Below are 16,315 nucleotides of genomic sequence, written 5' to 3' on the forward strand. Positions count from 1 at the left end.
TAAAGGAGGACTTACCTATGTTTAAAATGTTCAAACGCGTTAGTACGATTGTAAACTCGGAGCTGAACTCCATGTTGGATAAAGCGGAAGATCCAGTGAAAATGCTGGAGCAGTTCATGCGCGACATGGAATCAGATATTCGCGAAGTGGAAAGCTCAGTTGCGAAACAAATCGCTAATGAAAAAATGCTGAAACGGAAATATGATGACGCCCAGGCATTGGTCGATAAAAGGCAAGGCCAGGCGGAGAAAGCGATAGAAGCAGGGAACGAGGATCTTGCCCGTCGTGCGTTGGAGGATAAAAAGGACCAGCAAGAGCAAGCTGATACATTAAAAGAATCTTGGGAGAGGGCGAAGAATGATTCCCAGGTGCTTCGCGATAAGCTTGATGAAATGAAAAAAGAGTACCAGCAGATGAAATTGAAAAAAGATTCGCTGAAGGCTCGTGCCGAATCTGCAAAAACCCGGACAAAAATGAATCGGACGATGTCGTCGATAGGAAGCGACGATTCAAAACGGGGATTTGAACGCATGGAAGAAAAGGTTTTGCAATTTGAAGCGGAAGCAGATACATCTGACGACTTGTCTGAATCAAGCAAGTCGCTTGATGATGAGTTTGAAAGTCTGGAAAAGAGCGGTGTAGATGATGAATTAGCCGACTTGAAGAAGAAACTCGGCAAGGAATAAGTATTGCCGTAACAACCAGGGGATGGATTAGACAGTGAAGAAGTCACCAGTAAAAACCCTTGTACCTGCTATAGGCTGCAAGGGTTTTTGCGGGTTTTCTTCCTATATAGAAAGGAGGTACACCTTCCGTTATGCACAAAATAATAGGTGTTTGTTTGCTGTCACTTGTCTTATTGCTGACTGCCTGTGGATCAGACCTTTCTCAGCTATCAGGTACGGAGGAAGAACCATCGGTGTCCGTAGAAGAAATTCCGGATGAACCGGATAGACAGGAAATAGAGGAGCAGCTAAAAGCTTCTTCCGCTCAGGATATCGAAGCTGTTTTTGCCAACAATTTTTATTTATTGGACGTCGTTTCTGGTGAAGATGCTCAAGCGAATGTCTATGCTACGAGACAATTTACGAGGGAACAGCTGGTTTCGCTTATCTCAAGTATAAAGGAACCCGATGAAAAAAGTGAGGTGAAAGATGGAGAACAGATATTGATTTATCCTGATTATTTTGTCACATTCAAACCTAGCGAGGAAGACCAGGATGTGTTGCTGATCGAAGTGGCTTCTGATCAATTCGTGCGAAGCAATTATTCACCCAATCACTTGAATGGCTTTTTTACTTTTTTACTGTTGAACAGGATGCTTGGTACTTCCAACTGGGAGAAATCCAGAATGGACCAATGCCGAAATGGCGCCTGTTATGGAGGCTATAGGACGAGTGACCGTGGAGGATTGAACACAAAAAGGGGGATGTCTTCCTACCGTGGTGGTGGAGCGAGTGCTGGTAAATAAATTTTAGAGGAGGGAAAGAAATGGAAATGGGTCCGTTTATATCAACGTTTATTTATTTTATTATTGCTATATTGGTTGTGCTGGCCGGACTGGCTGTTTTTGAAACATTGACAAGGAAGTATCGCGATTGGGAGGAAATCGAGAATGGGAACGCTGCTGTTGCACTGTCCGTCTCTGGAAAAATCATCGGTATCTGTATTGTACTTTCTTTCGCTATCTATCATAGTGTGAGCATTTGGGAGACAGTCGTTTGGGGCGTTTACGGTGTGGTGTTGCAAGTTGTCGCTTATTTGGTGTTCGAAGTGCTGACAAGAAAATTTTCGGTAGAGGTAAAGCTTAAAGAAAATAATACAGCAGTCGGCATTGTATCACTGGCTGTCTCCATTGGATTGGCTTTTGTAATCGGGGCATCCATTACATAAATACCAGTTGTATCACATGGGTCTGACTTTACGTTTCAAAGAAGTCAGGCCCAACTTTATTTTTTGCAACAGACTATGGAAAGACGGAGTGAATTTAATTGGATCAACAAGCTGTCAGGCAAAGTAATTTTATCTATTGGGCTTCAGGAATTGTGTCGATTTGCGGGATTGTATTCGAGGTGCTGTTTGGTGCACTCGGATCCTATATCCTTGGAGATGGCGTCAAGCAGTACACATTGGTCATCTCTTTTTTCTTGACTGGAATGGGAATCGGCGCAAGTATAAGTGAAAAAGTGATGAAGCATTTACTGATTGCTTTTGTTTATATTGAATTTCTTGTAGCGTTGATCGGCGGTTTTTCCAGTTTTGCTATGTTCGGAATTACTGCTTTTTCTCCTGATGGATCCGACGCGCTGTTTCTTTATATCATTACATTGACTGTAGGGGGATTGACAGGTCTGGAACTGCCTATTTTAATCAGGAAAGCGAACGAAATCGGTGTTGCTCTGAACCGAAGTACCGCCCGTGTATTGTTTTCTGATTATGCAGGGGGCCTGATAGGGGGACTTCTGTTCGTGTTTTTTTTGCGCCCGGCATTGGGCATGGTGAAGAGTGCCTTTTTTGTCGGCTGTATCAACCTGTTGGTCGCACTTATCGTTTTATGGCTTTTTCGGAAAGAAATCAGCCATATAGCCATTCACTTTGTGGTTGGCGGCGTCATATTGGTGACACTTCTGCTGGGTTTCTTGTTTGGGGAGGAAATGGCATTTAGCTTTGAACAAAAACTTTACCAGGATCCTATTATCCATATGGAAGAAAGTCAGTATCAAAAAATCATCTTGACAAAGGACGGCAACGATACCCGATTGTATTTGAATGGAGGACTGCAGCTTAGCTCTACTGATGAATACCGCTATCATGAAGTGCTTGTCCATCCAGCCATGGCACAAGCGGACGAGCATCGAAATGTTTTGATATTAGGTGGCGGTGATGGAATTGCTGCCAAAGAGGTATTAAAATATCCGGATGTGGAAAATATCACGCTGGTAGATTTGGACCCGGCAGTTGTTGAACTTGCCGAACAGGAACCGCATTTGCTGGAACTTAACCACGGATCATTGCAGGATGAAAAGGTGGAAATTATCCATCAGGATGCCTTTCAGTTTTTAGAGAATACCGATCGCTGGTTTGATGTGATCCTTGTTGATCTTCCTGATCCGAATGATGAAAGTTTAAACAAATTATATACGAAAGAATTCTATTCGCTTGCTCGAAATCATTTGCGGCCTGAGGGGGCCTTAATGGTGCAGGCGACCAGTCCTGTATTTGCCAGAGACGTGTACTGGACCATATCCGAAACGATTGCCGCGACTGGATTGAATATAGAAAATTTTCACGTTGATGTGCCCAGTTTTGGAAATTGGGGATTCGTCATGGGAAGCAGGAAAGAGATCCATGCAAACGAACTGGCAATAACTGTACCTGTCCGCTTTATCACCAACGACATGATTCCTGGTTTAACAGTGTTCGGTAAGGATGAAGGCAATCCAATGGAAGACGATAAAGGTGAAACAACAGAATTACGGCCGAATACGTTAATTGATCCCAATCTAATTCAAAAGTACGAAAGGGCCTGGGAAAACTACTAAAAAGGAAAAAAGGGTATAACATTTGAATAGATCATTTCGTCTTGCTAGGATGAAATTAATCAAAATATTGGAGGAGTGAGAGAAATGAAAGTGTCTTTCCACGGTCAATCAGCTGTGAAAGTAGTGACAGAAAAGCATACGATTTTTATTGATCCATTTATTACGGGCAACGAAACATCCGATCTTGATGCAAGCAATGTCGAAGCTGATGTCATTCTACTTACGCATGGTCACAATGATCATGTCGGTGATACGATCGAAATCGCTAAACGGAATGAATCGCTGGTAGTGGCTCCGAATGAATTGGCCAACTATTTGTCATCACGAGGATTAAATACCCATCCGATGCATATTGGCGGCGCACATCTGTTTGATTTTGGCAAGGTCAAACTCACACAGGCTTTTCATGGCTCTGCGTTCACGGATGAAAATGGCGAGAGTATATATACCGGAATGCCTGCGGGGATATTGCTGACGGTAGAAGGGAAAACAATCTATCACGCAGGTGATACGGGGCTGTTTTCCGATTTGAAATTAATCGGTGAGCGGAATGAAATTGACCTTGCATTTCTGCCAATTGGTGATAATTTTACTATGGGACCGGAAGATGCGCTGGTTGCTGCTGAGTGGATCAATGCGAAACAGGTGGTGCCGATTCACTACAATACATTTCCATTGATCGAACAGGACGGGGACGCATTTGCGGAGAAAGTAAAACCTGGAAAGGGTATAGCACTTAAACCGGGCGAATCGATTGATCTTTAACAGATGTAAAAGGAGCATCTGCCTAATATGGCGGGGCTCCTTTTTTGTTATATTGGCCGCTCTTGCCTTCGCTAGGTGTTCAGGGTCTAAAGACGATGATACTGGCTGATAGGTATCTAAACAGCGCCGTAGACGAAAAATCAGCATGAGGGAATCGAGGAGGTGGTGGAGTGAAAATCCTAGCGCAACCTTGGAAAAGAATCGGGTTTCTCTTGGAAAACGTCGGATGGATAAAGAACATTGGTGACAAGCAATCGGCTGCCAGCGTGAGGAATTGCAAGCTTTGTTTATGGAGAGCATGTACCTTATGGTCAACGCATACAATAGAACAAAACAGATGGGGGTGAAAAAGTGAAACAGTATGCGTTGTTGAGAATACTGCTGGCTTGTTTCTTTTTATATGTTGCTTGGCCGGAAATCGGCCAGCAGACTGGCCAGGCAGCAGGTTACTTCTGGGCCGGATGGCTGGCATTCTTTCTTCTTGTTGCCGGGGCGAATTTGGCTACACTTTTGCAAATGACCAAGCCTCCGGTCATGGAACAAAGAAAGGAGGAGCGGCTGGCACCTGGTAAAAATTGATGGTGGCATCGAACATCTGTATAATAACAAGTAGATAAAAATTATTAGTACAGATGAAAGAATGGTGAATAGCTTGGCTACCAAACATGAACAAATCCTCGCGTTCATAGATTCACTGACAGTCGGAAATAAAATTTCTGTGAGACAGATTGCAAAAGAGTTGAATGTCAGTGAGGGAACAGCTTACCGTGCTATTAAAGAAGCGGAGAATCGGGGGATGGTCAGCACGATTGAACGTGTCGGCACGATTAGGATTGAAACGAAGAAAAAAGAGAATTTTGAGCATTTAACGTTTGCGGAAATAATCAGTATTGTCGACGGCCAAGTATTAGGCGGGAGAGAAGGGCTTCATAAGACGCTGAACAAATTTGTCATCGGAGCGATGAAACTGGATGCCATGATGCGGTACACAGAAAGAGATTCTTTGCTGATCGTCGGCAACAGGGTGGGCGCTCATGAACTGGCAATTCAGGAAGGGGCAGCAGTACTGATTACTGGAGGTTTTGATACAGACGAGCATGTGAAACGTCTGGCGGATGAAAAAAAACTTCCAATCATTTCTACCAGTTATGATACCTTTACGGTTGCAGCCATGATCAATAGAGCGATCTACGATCAGCTGATAAAAAAGGAAATCGTCCTCGTAGGAGATATCTATACTTCCAAAAACGAAGTCGTTTTTATGACAGCAAAGGACAAACTGGAAAAATGGTATCAAATGAATGAACAAACAACTCATAGCCGCTATCCAGTCGTAGACGAAAACAATCGTGTCATCGGCATGGTGACTTCCAAGGATATCATAGGAAAGGACAAGTCTTTATTTGTTGAAAAGGTAATGACGAAGAACCCAATGACTGTGCAAAAGGAAACTTCGTTGACTTATGCTGCTCATATGATGGTATGGGAGGGAATAGAAATCATGCCGGTTGTGGGCCCCTCTCAAAAGCTGGAAGGTCTTGTTTCCAGGCAGGATGTTCTTAAAGCATTGCAGCACATACAGCGGCAGCCTCATGTAGGAGAGACGATCGACGATCTTGTCACAAGCAGGCTGGATGTAGTCGAGGATGGGGACAGCCCAGCCATTTACCGGTCTGTGGTTACTCCGCAAATGACAAACCAACTGGGCACCTTATCCTACGGTGTGTTTACCTCCTTTGTTACTGAGGCTTCAAGCAGATTGCTGCGGCAGTATAAAAAAGGCGATTTAGTAGTGGAAAATTTATCGATTTACTTTATTAAACCGGTACAATTAGAAAGCATGCTGGAGATCCGACCAAGGCTGCTTGAAGCGGGAAGGAAATTTGCGAAGGTGGACATCGAAGTTTTCAACGAAAAAGTGTTAGTCGGCAAAGCCTTGTTACTAGCCCAACTGATCGACAGGTAAAATGAAAAGCCGGCCGCACAAGGCCGGCTCAAACAGATTGAAACTGATATTAAGTGTACATATCATTCTCTTGAGAGTCTTTTTTGTTCCTTACGGTAATGACGTGCCCGTTTATAACCATCCACTAATTGCAGTGCGCCCATCAGGAAGAAGACAATCCCTATGTATAAGGCAAGCTGTGTTTGATAATAGAGGTACTGGTTGACACCGAAGAACACAACAAATAGACCTAAACAGATTTTACCTTTGGCATTCATGTACAATTGGTTCAATGTATCGTTACTTCTTAGGATTGCTACCTTATAATAGACATATAAGATTAAGGAAACCATAATGACGATAGGGAATATTATCATGAAAATCTACTCCTAACCTAATTTTACAACGTCTCCATTGTAGCTTTTTTTCACTCGTTTTGCTAGGACGAAAATAAGATAATTCCAAAGGGAGTGTTTCGATGAAAAACAAAGAAATAGTAGAAAAAATCAAACAGTACCAGACAATCATTATTCATAGACATGTAAGACCTGATCCGGATGCATTCGGGTCTCAGGCCGGATTGGGTGAATTAATCAAGCAATCTTTTCCGGAGAAAACGGTGTATCTCGTCGGTGACGAGGACCCTTCTCTTCATTTTCTGGCACAAATGGACACTGTGCCTGATGCAATATATGAAGCTTCTTTAGTCATTGTTTGTGATACTGCCAACCAGGCCCGGATTTCTGATCAACGCTACAAGAATGGCAAAGAATTGATCAAGATTGATCATCATCCGAATGTGGATCCATACGGGGATTATGCCTGGGTGGATACGACCGCGAGCTCTACCAGTGAAATGATTTATGAACTTTATTTGAATGGAAAAGAAATGGGCTTCGCTATCAACGATAAGGCTGCCCGTTTACTTTATGCGGGGATTGTCGGAGATACAGGGAGGTTCTTATTTCCTAGTGCCACCAAGAAGACCTTTCAATATGCCTCGGAATTGGTGACGTATGCGTTTGACCGGTCAAAGCTTTATGATGCTCTCTATAATACCAAACCGAATGTAGCAAGGTTGAAAGGGTATATCCTTCAACACTTTCAAATTAGCGAAGCTGGTTTTTGTAATGTGAAAATTCCCCAAAAAACATTGGAGCAATTCGGAGTCACCTCTTTAGAAACGAGCCAGCTCGTGGGAATCCTTGGAGACATGGAAGGGATCAAAGCATGGGCTTTCTTCGTGGAAGAGGAAGAAATTATCCGTGTCAGACTACGCTCAAAAGGACCGGTAGTGAATGAAGTTGCTGCGAAATATAATGGTGGCGGCCATCCCATGGCTGCTGGCGCTACCGTGGCAAATTGGGAGGAAACGGAAAACGTGATAATCGATATGGAGAAGGTGTGCGCAGGATTTTCCGAATAACGATGTGATACAGGTAGAGTCAGGACTCCTCTTGCCAAATGGAAGTGTTGAGTCCTGGCTGTTTTTAGCTGGAGAAATCAAGCGAAAGATGCAATTTTAAGGTTGGAGCAATAACGAGTTGATTAATGCTCGCTGTATAGTCGATGTCCTCGACTCGGTAGACGGTATTTTCGAGCGTGGAAATCAGCAATTGATCATTTTCGGACAAACTTACAATATCCCGGCCGACCACGCTGTCAATCTCTTTTTTTATTGCATCCTTCAACTGGTGGACTATGAGCCTGTCGAGTTTTAACTGTTCAGCATTATCAATTTCGACTTCAATCGACTGAACGACCACTTTTTCCTTTGTTTTTTCGTCCATTTCTTTTTCGTTTTCCAAAAGTGCTTCATTCTGTTTTTCCAGTTCTGCTATTTGAGAACGTAGATTCATATTATCTTCCAGCCATTTTTCATAATATTGTCCATACATATATAAATAAATGATAAAAGCAATAACGGCGCCAAAAAATCCTCCAGCAAAAAATCGCTGCCAGCTTTCTTTTTTATAATAAGGAGGAATGTGCATTTACTCAATATCCTCCTGCGTAAACCACTCGATAACCAGGATGGAAGTTTGTACTCCTCCCATGGCTGTCACAATTAACAATACTTGCTTAACGATGTCCAAGGTTGATCCTTGAAAAATCCCTTTTTCAAAGTTGGAAATGGCATCGAAGGTCCCGCCGATAGCTGCCACGATTGCCCATATTCTCAGCTTTCTTGCGACAGTTATGACCGATGTCAAAAGCGGATCGCCTGTGGCCAAATAACCGATACTGCCTATGATCGATCCCCCCATGATCACCCCTAAAGCGATGAAATAGCAGTGGATCAGGGAGAACACAAATCTTTCCTCCATGTCCCTTTCCTCCCCTCTCAACCTTCTAATGGCTGTATGACAGTCAATGTGCGTATTCTCTTTCAGTTTATGAGGAGAAAAGACAAGTTATGATAAGCGGTTATCATTTAATCTGGCAAACCTATCGGCTATAATAGGGATGTATTGTAAAGGAAGGTATTATATATGGATTTCACACATTTACAAGTGCGAAGCGGATACAGTTTAATGAAAAGTACTATACATATAAGTCAGTTGGTGGAAAAAGCGGGAGAGTTGGGATATGAGTCTCTTGCATTGACGGACGAGGCTGTATTCCATGGAACTGTGCCATTTTACCAGGCTTGTATTGCCAAGGGAATCAAGCCGATCTTGGGAATGGTGGTGGAATTGGAAGTGGAACGACTGCCCATCATCCTATTAGCTCAGAGTAATCAGGGCTATCAACAGTTGTTGAAGTTAAGCACGGATCTTCAGTTGGAAGAATCCGGGTCGACCTCCATCGATCAACTGGCCGATTTCGTTAAGGATGTGACTGGCATCATCCCCATGACGAAACACTTTTTGGAAAGCTTTTCTTTCGAATACTTATCCGATTTATTCCAAAGAAGTCAAGGATTGTTCCGACAGGAGGACTTTTACCTGGGAATCGATAGCAGTGTTGGGGAATCTACGGACCTGGAATCATGGAAAAGGTTCAGCCAAACCGCTGGTATTCCGGCGATAGCTGTTAATGACGTAAGGTATTTGCGGGAAAGCGATCGTTATGCGTATGACGTGCTGCTATCAATGAGAAAGGGTGAAAAATGGGTCCCTGAGACAAAACATGAAGATACGGCCGATTTCTTGAAATCGAAACAAGAACTGCAGGATGCGTTTCAGTTTTGGCCGGAAGCACTGTATAAAACAGGGGAAGTGGCAGCTAAATGCAATGTCGAGCTTCAACTTGACCGGAGGATGCTACCATCTTACCCGGTTCCGGGAGAGGGCTCGGCAGATGAATATTTAAATAAATTGTGCTATGATTTTATTTTTGAGAAATACGGTCACGTGACAGAGCAAGTTAAAAAACGTCTGGACTACGAGCTTGAAGTGATTCGTTCGATGCAATTCAGTGATTACTTCCTGATTGTTTGGGATTTCATCCGTTTTGCTAAACAAAACGGAATCATGGTCGGACCTGGCCGAGGATCTGCCGCGGGGTCGCTCGTTGCTTATGTATTGGGAATTACGGAAGTGGATCCAGTGAAATACGACCTGTTGTTCGAACGTTTTTTGAACCCAGAACGGGTATCCATGCCCGATATCGATGTCGATTTTTCCGATATCCGAAGAGAAGAAGTCATTCAATACGTAAAAAATAAATATGGGCCTGATCATGTTGCACAAATTATCACCTATGGAACGTTTGCAGCCCGCTCTCTGATCAGGGAATTGATTAAAACATTGCAAATTGATCAACAGGATGCAGCTTTTATTTTAAAGGAGATACCGCATCATACCTCTCAATCGATTAGCGACATTGTCAGGGCTAGCGAGTCCATAATGAATTATGCCAATAAGTCGCCGAAGTTGCAGACACTCTTCAAGGTCGCATCACGGCTGGAAGGTCTGCCGCGCCATGTTTCCACCCATGCGGCGGGGATTGTAATCAGCGAAGAGCCGTTAGTCCATCATGTTCCGTTAATAGCTGGTCATAATGGGGTGGCATTGACACAGTTTGCCATGAAGGAGTTAGAAACAATTGGTCTGCTGAAGATGGACTTTTTAGGTTTGCGGAACTTGTCGTTGCTGGAAAGGATTACCGACTCTATCGAACGGAAAGAAAAACTGGAAATTGACCTAGAGGATATACCGCTGAATGATGAGGCAACTTTTCAATTGCTGCGTCGCGGGCAGACTAACGGAGTATTCCAACTGGAGTCGAAAGGAATGCAAAGCGTCCTTACGGACCTGCAGCCGACATCATTTGAAGATGTGGTGGCGGTAAACGCGTTATACAGACCGGGACCGATGCAATATATTTCGGTGTATGTGGAACGTAAACATAACCGTGAAAGCGTGCAATACCCCCATCCTGATTTGAAGCCGATTCTGGAAAAAACCTACGGAGTACTCGTTTATCAAGAGCAAATTATGCAGATTGCCAACAAAATGGCCGGGTTTTCGTTGGGACAGGCGGATATTTTGCGGAGAGCCGTGAGTAAGAAACAACATAGTGTCATGCAGGAACAAGAGCAAGCTTTTCTCAAAGGTTGTCTTGCCAATGGCTATGACCAAAAAGCCGCACATCAGATTTTTGACTGGATCGTTCGCTTCTCCAATTACGGGTTCAACCGGAGCCATGCGGTAGCATATAGTATGATTTCCTATCAACTTGCTTATCTGAAGGCCCATTTTCCTGCTCATTTTATGGCGGAAATTATGGGGGCGGCGGCAGGACAACAGGAAAAAATTCAACTTTATATAAATGAAGCCAAGCAGCTAAACATTAAAGTGTTGCCGCCTTCGATTAATCGAAGCTTTGGCAGATTCAATGTGGAAAACAGACATATCCGTATGGGGATGTTGTCAATTAAAGGAGTGGGCGGTCAAGCAGTTAAAGAAATTGTACAAGAAAGAAAAAATAACGGCCCTTACAAAAATATTTTCGATTTTTGCATGCGTGTTTCGTTGAAAATAGTCAATCGTCCGGTTATAGAATCACTTATATTGGCCGGGGCATTCGATGAAGGCAACGCTAACAGGGCAAGCTTGCTCGGAACAATTGATCAGGCGATGGAGCAGGCAGAATTATTCGGTGAGTTCGGTGACCAGCCTTCTCTCTTTCAGAACAGCCTGGAATTAGATGTCACCTACAAAAAAATGGATGACTTCACTGATATGCAAAAACTAACCTTCGAAAAGGAAGTATTAGGGATTTATATATCGAGTCATCCTTTGGCAAAGTACAGGGAACAGCTTAGAAGTGCCGGGTATATTCACCTCGAAGATTCAAGGCATTTTGTTGGAAGAAATAACTTGAAAGCAGGAGTAATCGTCCAGGAACTGAAAAAGATCAGGACTAAGCGGGGGGATCCAATGGCTTTTATGACTATGGGGGACGAAAAAGGGCAGATGGAAGCTGTCATTTTTCCAGAACTATATCGTCAGGTCAACCGCTGGTTGAAGGAAGAGTCTATCATTCTTATAACAGGAAAAGTTGAACAGCGGAATGAGCGATGGCAGTGGCTATTGTCCGGAATCACTCCGTTTGATGAAGAGAAGCTGGAAGTAAACGATCAAAAGAGATTGTTTCTTAAAATTCACGAGCATAATGAAGAACAAGTTTTATTGCAAATACAAAAAGTAGCGGATGCTTTTCCGGGAAGCAGTCCGGTCATCGTTTATCATGCCGGCCGCAAAAAAACGTATCAGTTATCAAGCAACTACCATATGCAAATCAACAATCAGAGTCTGAACAACCTTTATCAATTGCTCGGCAAAGAAAATGTAGCGGTTCGGAAGTAAGAAGAAGGCAATTAGCCAGTTGGTGAGGGTACGAGAAAGTCAACCTTTACACGGAAATAGCTTTTGTTATAATAGAGTAGTTAAGTGGTCAGACCAATTTACAACAGAGGGAAAAACGGCCGGAATGATAAAAGGAGCGGATCGGAAATGTCTAATTTAAGGGATGAGGCATTACATATCCATCGGGAAAATCAAGGGAAGTTGACGACGCAGACGAAGATTCCCGTGAAAAATGCCAAAGATCTCAGTTTAGCCTATTCGCCAGGAGTGGCGGAACCATGTAAAGAGATTTATGATCGGAAAGAAGCAGTATATGAATATACGATGAAAGGCAATATGGTAGCTGTTGTCAGCGATGGTTCAGCTGTCCTCGGACTTGGAAACATTGGACCGGAAGCGGCACTGCCTGTTATGGAAGGGAAATCAGTCCTCTTTAAAAGCTTTGCCGGTGTAGACTCTTTTCCGATTTGTCTTGCTACACATGACGTGGAAGAAATCATTCAAACAGTGAAATTGATGGAGCCAACCTTTGGCGGCGTGAACCTGGAAGATATTGCGGCGCCGAATTGTTTCATTATCGAAGAAAGATTGAAAAAAGAAACGAACATCCCGATTTTTCATGATGATCAGCATGGTACAGCAATCGTGACAGTTGCCGGTCTCTTAAATGCCTTGAAATTGGTAGATAAAAAGTTTTCTGATATAAAAGTGGTGGCCAATGGAGCTGGAGCAGCTGGCATCGCTATTATCAAGCTCTTGCACAGCCTTGGCGTCCGAGATATTATTATGTGTGATTCCAAGGGAGCCATTTTTGAAGGAAGAAATTATGGGATGAATGGAGTCAAAGATGAGATAGCGAAAATTACCAATAAAGAACGTAAGGAAGGAAAATTGGAAGAAGTCATGGAGGACACAGACGTGTTTATCGGTGTTTCCGTCGGTGGCTTGCTTTCTAAAGAGATGGTGGAAAGCATGAACGAAGATCCGATCATCTTTGCAATGGCTAATCCAGATCCGGAAATTATGCCGGAAGATGCCAAGGCTGCAGGAGCAAAAGTAATCGGTACAGGTCGGTCAGACTTTCCAAATCAGGTAAACAATGTGCTTGCTTTTCCTGGAATATTTAGAGGAGCCCTCGATGTACGGGCGACTCGGATCAATGAAAAAATGAAAATTGCAGCTGCGGAAGCCATTGCTGATTTGATTACCGAAGATGAGTTAAATGCAGATTATGTTATCCCGGCTCCTTTTGATTCAAGGGTAGCCCCTGCAGTAGCGGCAAGTGTAGCAAAGGCAGCTATGGAGTCCGGAGTGGCAAGAATCCATGTGGATCCGGAGCAGGTTGCTGAAAAAACCCGTAGACTAACAATGATTGACGAAAAGTAAATAAAACATGCTGAATTCCGCTATGATGAGCGAAGCTCCATGTGAAAGGAAAGCCTTGGCGTCAAACACCAAGGCTCTCCTTGTTGTCCTTACCAGAGAGAGATTTTCGGTTCCGCTTTGAACGCAGAGTTTGTTTTTTGTGGAAGGGGGGATCTTATCGTTTCCAAGCCGGAGAAAATGAAGGTTTATGAAGAAGTGCTCAATGAAATCCGGGATTTCATTGAGGAAAACGATTTGTCGCCGGGGGACAAGCTGCCTTCTGAACGCGAGTTAACAGAGCATTTAGGTGCTGGCAGATCGTCTGTCAGAGAGGCACTCCGTGCTATTGAATTGCTTGGTTTAATTGAAACGAGAAGAGGAGAGGGAACCTTTTTGAAAATGTACCAACCGTATCACACAGTAGAGCTGTTGTCGTCGTTCATTTTACGGGATTCTAATACTAAACAGGATATAGTTTTTTCTAAGCGGGTTATTGAAAAAGAAGCAGCAAAGCTGGCTTACAGCCATTTATCTGACGAGGAAAGAACCGAGTTGATGCAAGTCCTGGATAACGACCAGTTAACTGCAGAGCAGTTTCATTATCAGTTTTTCTTGATTATTTTTAACAGTGGTGAAAACTTTCTCCTGCAAAAAATATGGCACTTATTGAATGATTTTTCTTATGCAGTGGAGAATGTTTCCTATAACAAGCAATTTTATCATCTGCTTGTACATATATATATGGATGGTAAATATGAAGATATTGAAACACTTTTTAGCAGTTTGCAGCGTGAAGCAATATCCGAAGCCGAATGAGACTGCCTGTTAAGAAACGGTTTTATATATAACTGTGAAAAACAGGAAGGCTTCAAGCGAGAGTTAAAAGGAGGGGTCATCCTTGCTTAAAGACTTTTTTAGCAAGAAAAGAAAGTATGCATCAATACCAAGAGAGGAAGCGAAGCAAGATATTCCTCAAGGCTTAATGCAGAAATGCAACAACTGTCAAAAAATATTCTACAGAAAAGAAATGATAAAAAACTTGAACGTATGTCCTAATTGCGGTTATCACCACCAGATGCCTGCTTATGACCGAATTGACGCTTTATTTGATGAAGGAACATTTGAGGAATGGGACAAAGAGTTGACTTCTGCTAATCCGCTCGGTTTTCCCGGTTATGAAGATAAGCTGGAGAAAGACCGTCAAAAAACAGATTTAAATGAGGCAATCGTGACAGGATCAGGAAGTATTGAAGGAAAAAAGGCTTCTGTAGCAGTAATGGATTCAAGATTCCGTATGGGAAGCATGGGCTCGGTCGTAGGAGAAAAAATCGCAAGAGCAATCGAGAAAGCAGGAGAGCAGTCACTCCCATTCATCATTTTTACTGCTTCAGGTGGAGCAAGAATGCAGGAGGGTGTACTAAGCCTCATGCAAATGAGCAAAACTTCTGTAGCAATCCAACGTTTTAGTGCGAACGGTGGTTTAATGGTATCTATTATGACCAACCCTACCACCGGGGGTGTTTCGGCAAGTTTCGCTTCATTGGGAGATTATAACTTCGCGGAACCGGGAGCATTGATTGGTTTTGCGGGAAGACGGATAATCGAGCAGACCATCCGTGAAAACCTTCCAGACGATTTTCAGACTGCTGAGTTTCAATTGGAACATGGCCAGTTGGATAAGGTGATTGCGAGACATGACATCAAGCATACATTGTCTACACTGCTTGATATTCATCAGTCAAGGGGGGGAGTGTCATGAAGCAGGTCTTAGAATTTGAAAAACCTGTGGTGGAGCTTCGCGAAAAGATTGCCGAATTGAAGAGCTTTACGAAGGGAAGCGAGATTGATTTAACAGATGAAATCACAACCCTGGAAAAACGCTTGGAAAATTTGGAGAACGATATATATGAAAATCTCAAACCTTGGGACAGAGTACAGATAGCCCGTCATTCGGAGAGACCGACAACGCTTGATTATATCGAGTCGCTCTTCACCGACTTTTTAGAGTTTCATGGTGACAGGTTGTTTGGGGATGATGAAGCGATTGTTGCCGGAATCGCCAAATTTAATGAAATGCCTGTCACGGTGATTGGCCACCAGCGTGGTAAGGAAACAAAAGAAAATATCCGCAGGAGTTTTGGTATGCCACACCCGGAAGGATACCGAAAAGCACTTCGCCATATGAAACAGGCGGAAAAGTTTCGCCGACCGGTAATTTGTTTTATCGACACCAAAGGTGCATATCCGGGAAAGGCAGCTGAAGAGCGCGGACAGAGTGAAGCGATTGCGAGAAACTTAATGGAGATGGCGGGCTTACAAGTGCCGATCATCTGTGTTGTTATCGGAGAGGGTGGAAGCGGCGGTGCACTTGCACTGGGAGTTGGCGATAAGATTCACATGCTTGAAAACTCTACTTATTCCGTTATTTCGCCAGAAGGTGCAGCAGCATTGCTATGGAAGGATTCCGGCCAGGCCCAACGAGCTGCTGAGACAATGAAAATTACATCGTATGACCTGAAGGAATTGGATGTTATTGATGAAATCATCCAGGAAGTACGTGGTGGTGCCCATCGCGATATAAAACAACAGGCCGAGTATATCGGAAAAGTGCTTGCAGATTCTCTAAATGAACTAGGAGCACTGACGAAGGAAGAATTGTTGGAGAAACGATGGGAAAAATATAAACAAATTGGAGATTATACAGAGATGGAACCGCAATAGCTTCCTTTAGCTTGCTGTCCCGGCGTCAGTCAGGACAGCTGTTTCTATGTCATCATTCATTCAAGGATGGAAGTTTGGTGCGCATACAGCTCTTTTCATGTATAATTTTATTTGCTAATATCAGTGATTAGGATTATCTTGGAATGAGGAGAGGAAATTGA

16 protein-coding genes are annotated in these 16,315 nt (G+C 43.3%); 13 read left to right on the forward strand and 3 right to left on the reverse strand.

All coding sequences use genetic code 11. The features are described from left to right. Window positions 1-17: 17 nt before the first annotated feature. The 7 genes from BLR82_RS19140 (at window position 18) to BLR82_RS19170 (ending at window position 6,273) form a co-directional block, all read left to right on the forward strand. The gene (locus tag BLR82_RS19140) at window positions 18-686 is read left to right on the forward strand and encodes a PspA/IM30 family protein (RefSeq protein WP_074601044.1); all 669 of its coding nucleotides are present in this window, start codon (window positions 18-20) and stop codon (window positions 684-686) included. 131 nt (window positions 687-817) lie between these two features. Continuing rightward, window positions 818-1,471, forward strand: a complete 654-nt coding sequence (locus tag BLR82_RS19145; protein ID WP_074601045.1) for a DUF4247 domain-containing protein — start codon at window positions 818-820, stop codon at window positions 1,469-1,471. Window positions 1,472-1,497: 26 nt separating this feature from the next. Continuing rightward, window positions 1,498-1,893 (forward strand): DUF350 domain-containing protein, encoded by a 396-nt coding sequence (locus BLR82_RS19150; RefSeq protein ID WP_074601086.1) that lies wholly within the window; start codon window positions 1,498-1,500, stop codon window positions 1,891-1,893. A 98-nt stretch (window positions 1,894-1,991) separates the two neighbouring features. Continuing rightward, window positions 1,992-3,542, forward strand: a complete 1,551-nt coding sequence (locus tag BLR82_RS19155) for a polyamine aminopropyltransferase (protein WP_074601046.1) — start codon at window positions 1,992-1,994, stop codon at window positions 3,540-3,542. Between the two features lie 84 nt (window positions 3,543-3,626). After that, a complete protein-coding gene (locus BLR82_RS19160; protein ID WP_074601047.1) occupies window positions 3,627-4,307 on the forward strand; it encodes a metal-dependent hydrolase in 681 nt (226 codons plus the stop codon). Window positions 4,308-4,658: 351 nt separating this feature from the next. Continuing rightward, on the forward strand, window positions 4,659-4,886 hold the full coding sequence (locus BLR82_RS19165) for a hypothetical protein (protein WP_074601048.1): 228 nt from the start codon (window positions 4,659-4,661) through the stop codon (window positions 4,884-4,886). A 73-nt stretch (window positions 4,887-4,959) separates the two neighbouring features. Continuing rightward, a complete protein-coding gene (locus BLR82_RS19170) occupies window positions 4,960-6,273 on the forward strand; it encodes a DRTGG domain-containing protein (RefSeq protein WP_074601049.1) in 1,314 nt (437 codons plus the stop codon). 62 nt (window positions 6,274-6,335) lie between these two features. On the opposite strand, the gene BLR82_RS19175 is transcribed toward BLR82_RS19170, so the two are convergent. Next, entirely contained in the window at window positions 6,336-6,629 is a 294-nt protein-coding gene (locus BLR82_RS19175) for a YtpI family protein (protein ID WP_074601050.1), read from the reverse strand. Between the two features lie 101 nt (window positions 6,630-6,730). Between BLR82_RS19175 and BLR82_RS19180 the strand changes: the two genes are divergently transcribed. Further along, complete coding sequence (locus BLR82_RS19180) at window positions 6,731-7,678, forward strand: DHH family phosphoesterase (RefSeq protein ID WP_074601051.1); 948 nt, start codon at window positions 6,731-6,733, stop codon at window positions 7,676-7,678. A 64-nt stretch (window positions 7,679-7,742) separates the two neighbouring features. Here BLR82_RS19180 and ytrI read toward each other — a convergent pair whose 3' ends face one another. Further along, on the reverse strand, window positions 7,743-8,246 hold the full coding sequence (gene ytrI, locus BLR82_RS19185) for a sporulation membrane protein YtrI (RefSeq protein WP_074601052.1): 504 nt from the start codon (window positions 8,244-8,246) through the stop codon (window positions 7,743-7,745). After that, window positions 8,247-8,579, reverse strand: a complete 333-nt coding sequence (gene ytrH / locus BLR82_RS19190) for a sporulation membrane protein YtrH (RefSeq protein WP_074601053.1) — start codon at window positions 8,577-8,579, stop codon at window positions 8,247-8,249. Between the two features lie 165 nt (window positions 8,580-8,744). On the opposite strand from ytrH, the gene dnaE reads away from it, so the two are divergent. The 5 genes from dnaE (at window position 8,745) to accA (ending at window position 16,154) form a co-directional block, all read left to right on the forward strand. Then, window positions 8,745-12,068 (forward strand): DNA polymerase III subunit alpha, encoded by a 3,324-nt coding sequence (gene dnaE / locus BLR82_RS19195; RefSeq protein ID WP_074601054.1) that lies wholly within the window; start codon window positions 8,745-8,747, stop codon window positions 12,066-12,068. 147 nt (window positions 12,069-12,215) lie between these two features. Beyond that, window positions 12,216-13,454 (forward strand): NADP-dependent malic enzyme, encoded by a 1,239-nt coding sequence (gene ystJ / locus BLR82_RS19200; RefSeq protein ID WP_074601055.1) that lies wholly within the window; start codon window positions 12,216-12,218, stop codon window positions 13,452-13,454. A 177-nt stretch (window positions 13,455-13,631) separates the two neighbouring features. After that, the gene (locus BLR82_RS19205; RefSeq protein ID WP_074601056.1) at window positions 13,632-14,249 is read left to right on the forward strand and encodes a FadR/GntR family transcriptional regulator; all 618 of its coding nucleotides are present in this window, start codon (window positions 13,632-13,634) and stop codon (window positions 14,247-14,249) included. An 82-nt stretch (window positions 14,250-14,331) separates the two neighbouring features. After that, the gene (gene accD / locus BLR82_RS19210) at window positions 14,332-15,192 is read left to right on the forward strand and encodes an acetyl-CoA carboxylase, carboxyltransferase subunit beta (protein ID WP_074601057.1); all 861 of its coding nucleotides are present in this window, start codon (window positions 14,332-14,334) and stop codon (window positions 15,190-15,192) included. Continuing rightward, complete coding sequence (gene accA / locus BLR82_RS19215) at window positions 15,189-16,154, forward strand: acetyl-CoA carboxylase carboxyl transferase subunit alpha (protein WP_074601058.1); 966 nt, start codon at window positions 15,189-15,191, stop codon at window positions 16,152-16,154. The genes accD and accA overlap by 4 nt, the downstream gene beginning before the upstream one ends. Window positions 16,155-16,315: the final 161 nt, after the last annotated feature.

Source organism: Sediminibacillus halophilus, from assembly GCF_900103695.1.
GTDB classification, from domain to species: Bacteria; Bacillota; Bacilli; order Bacillales; family Amphibacillaceae; genus Sediminibacillus; species Sediminibacillus halophilus.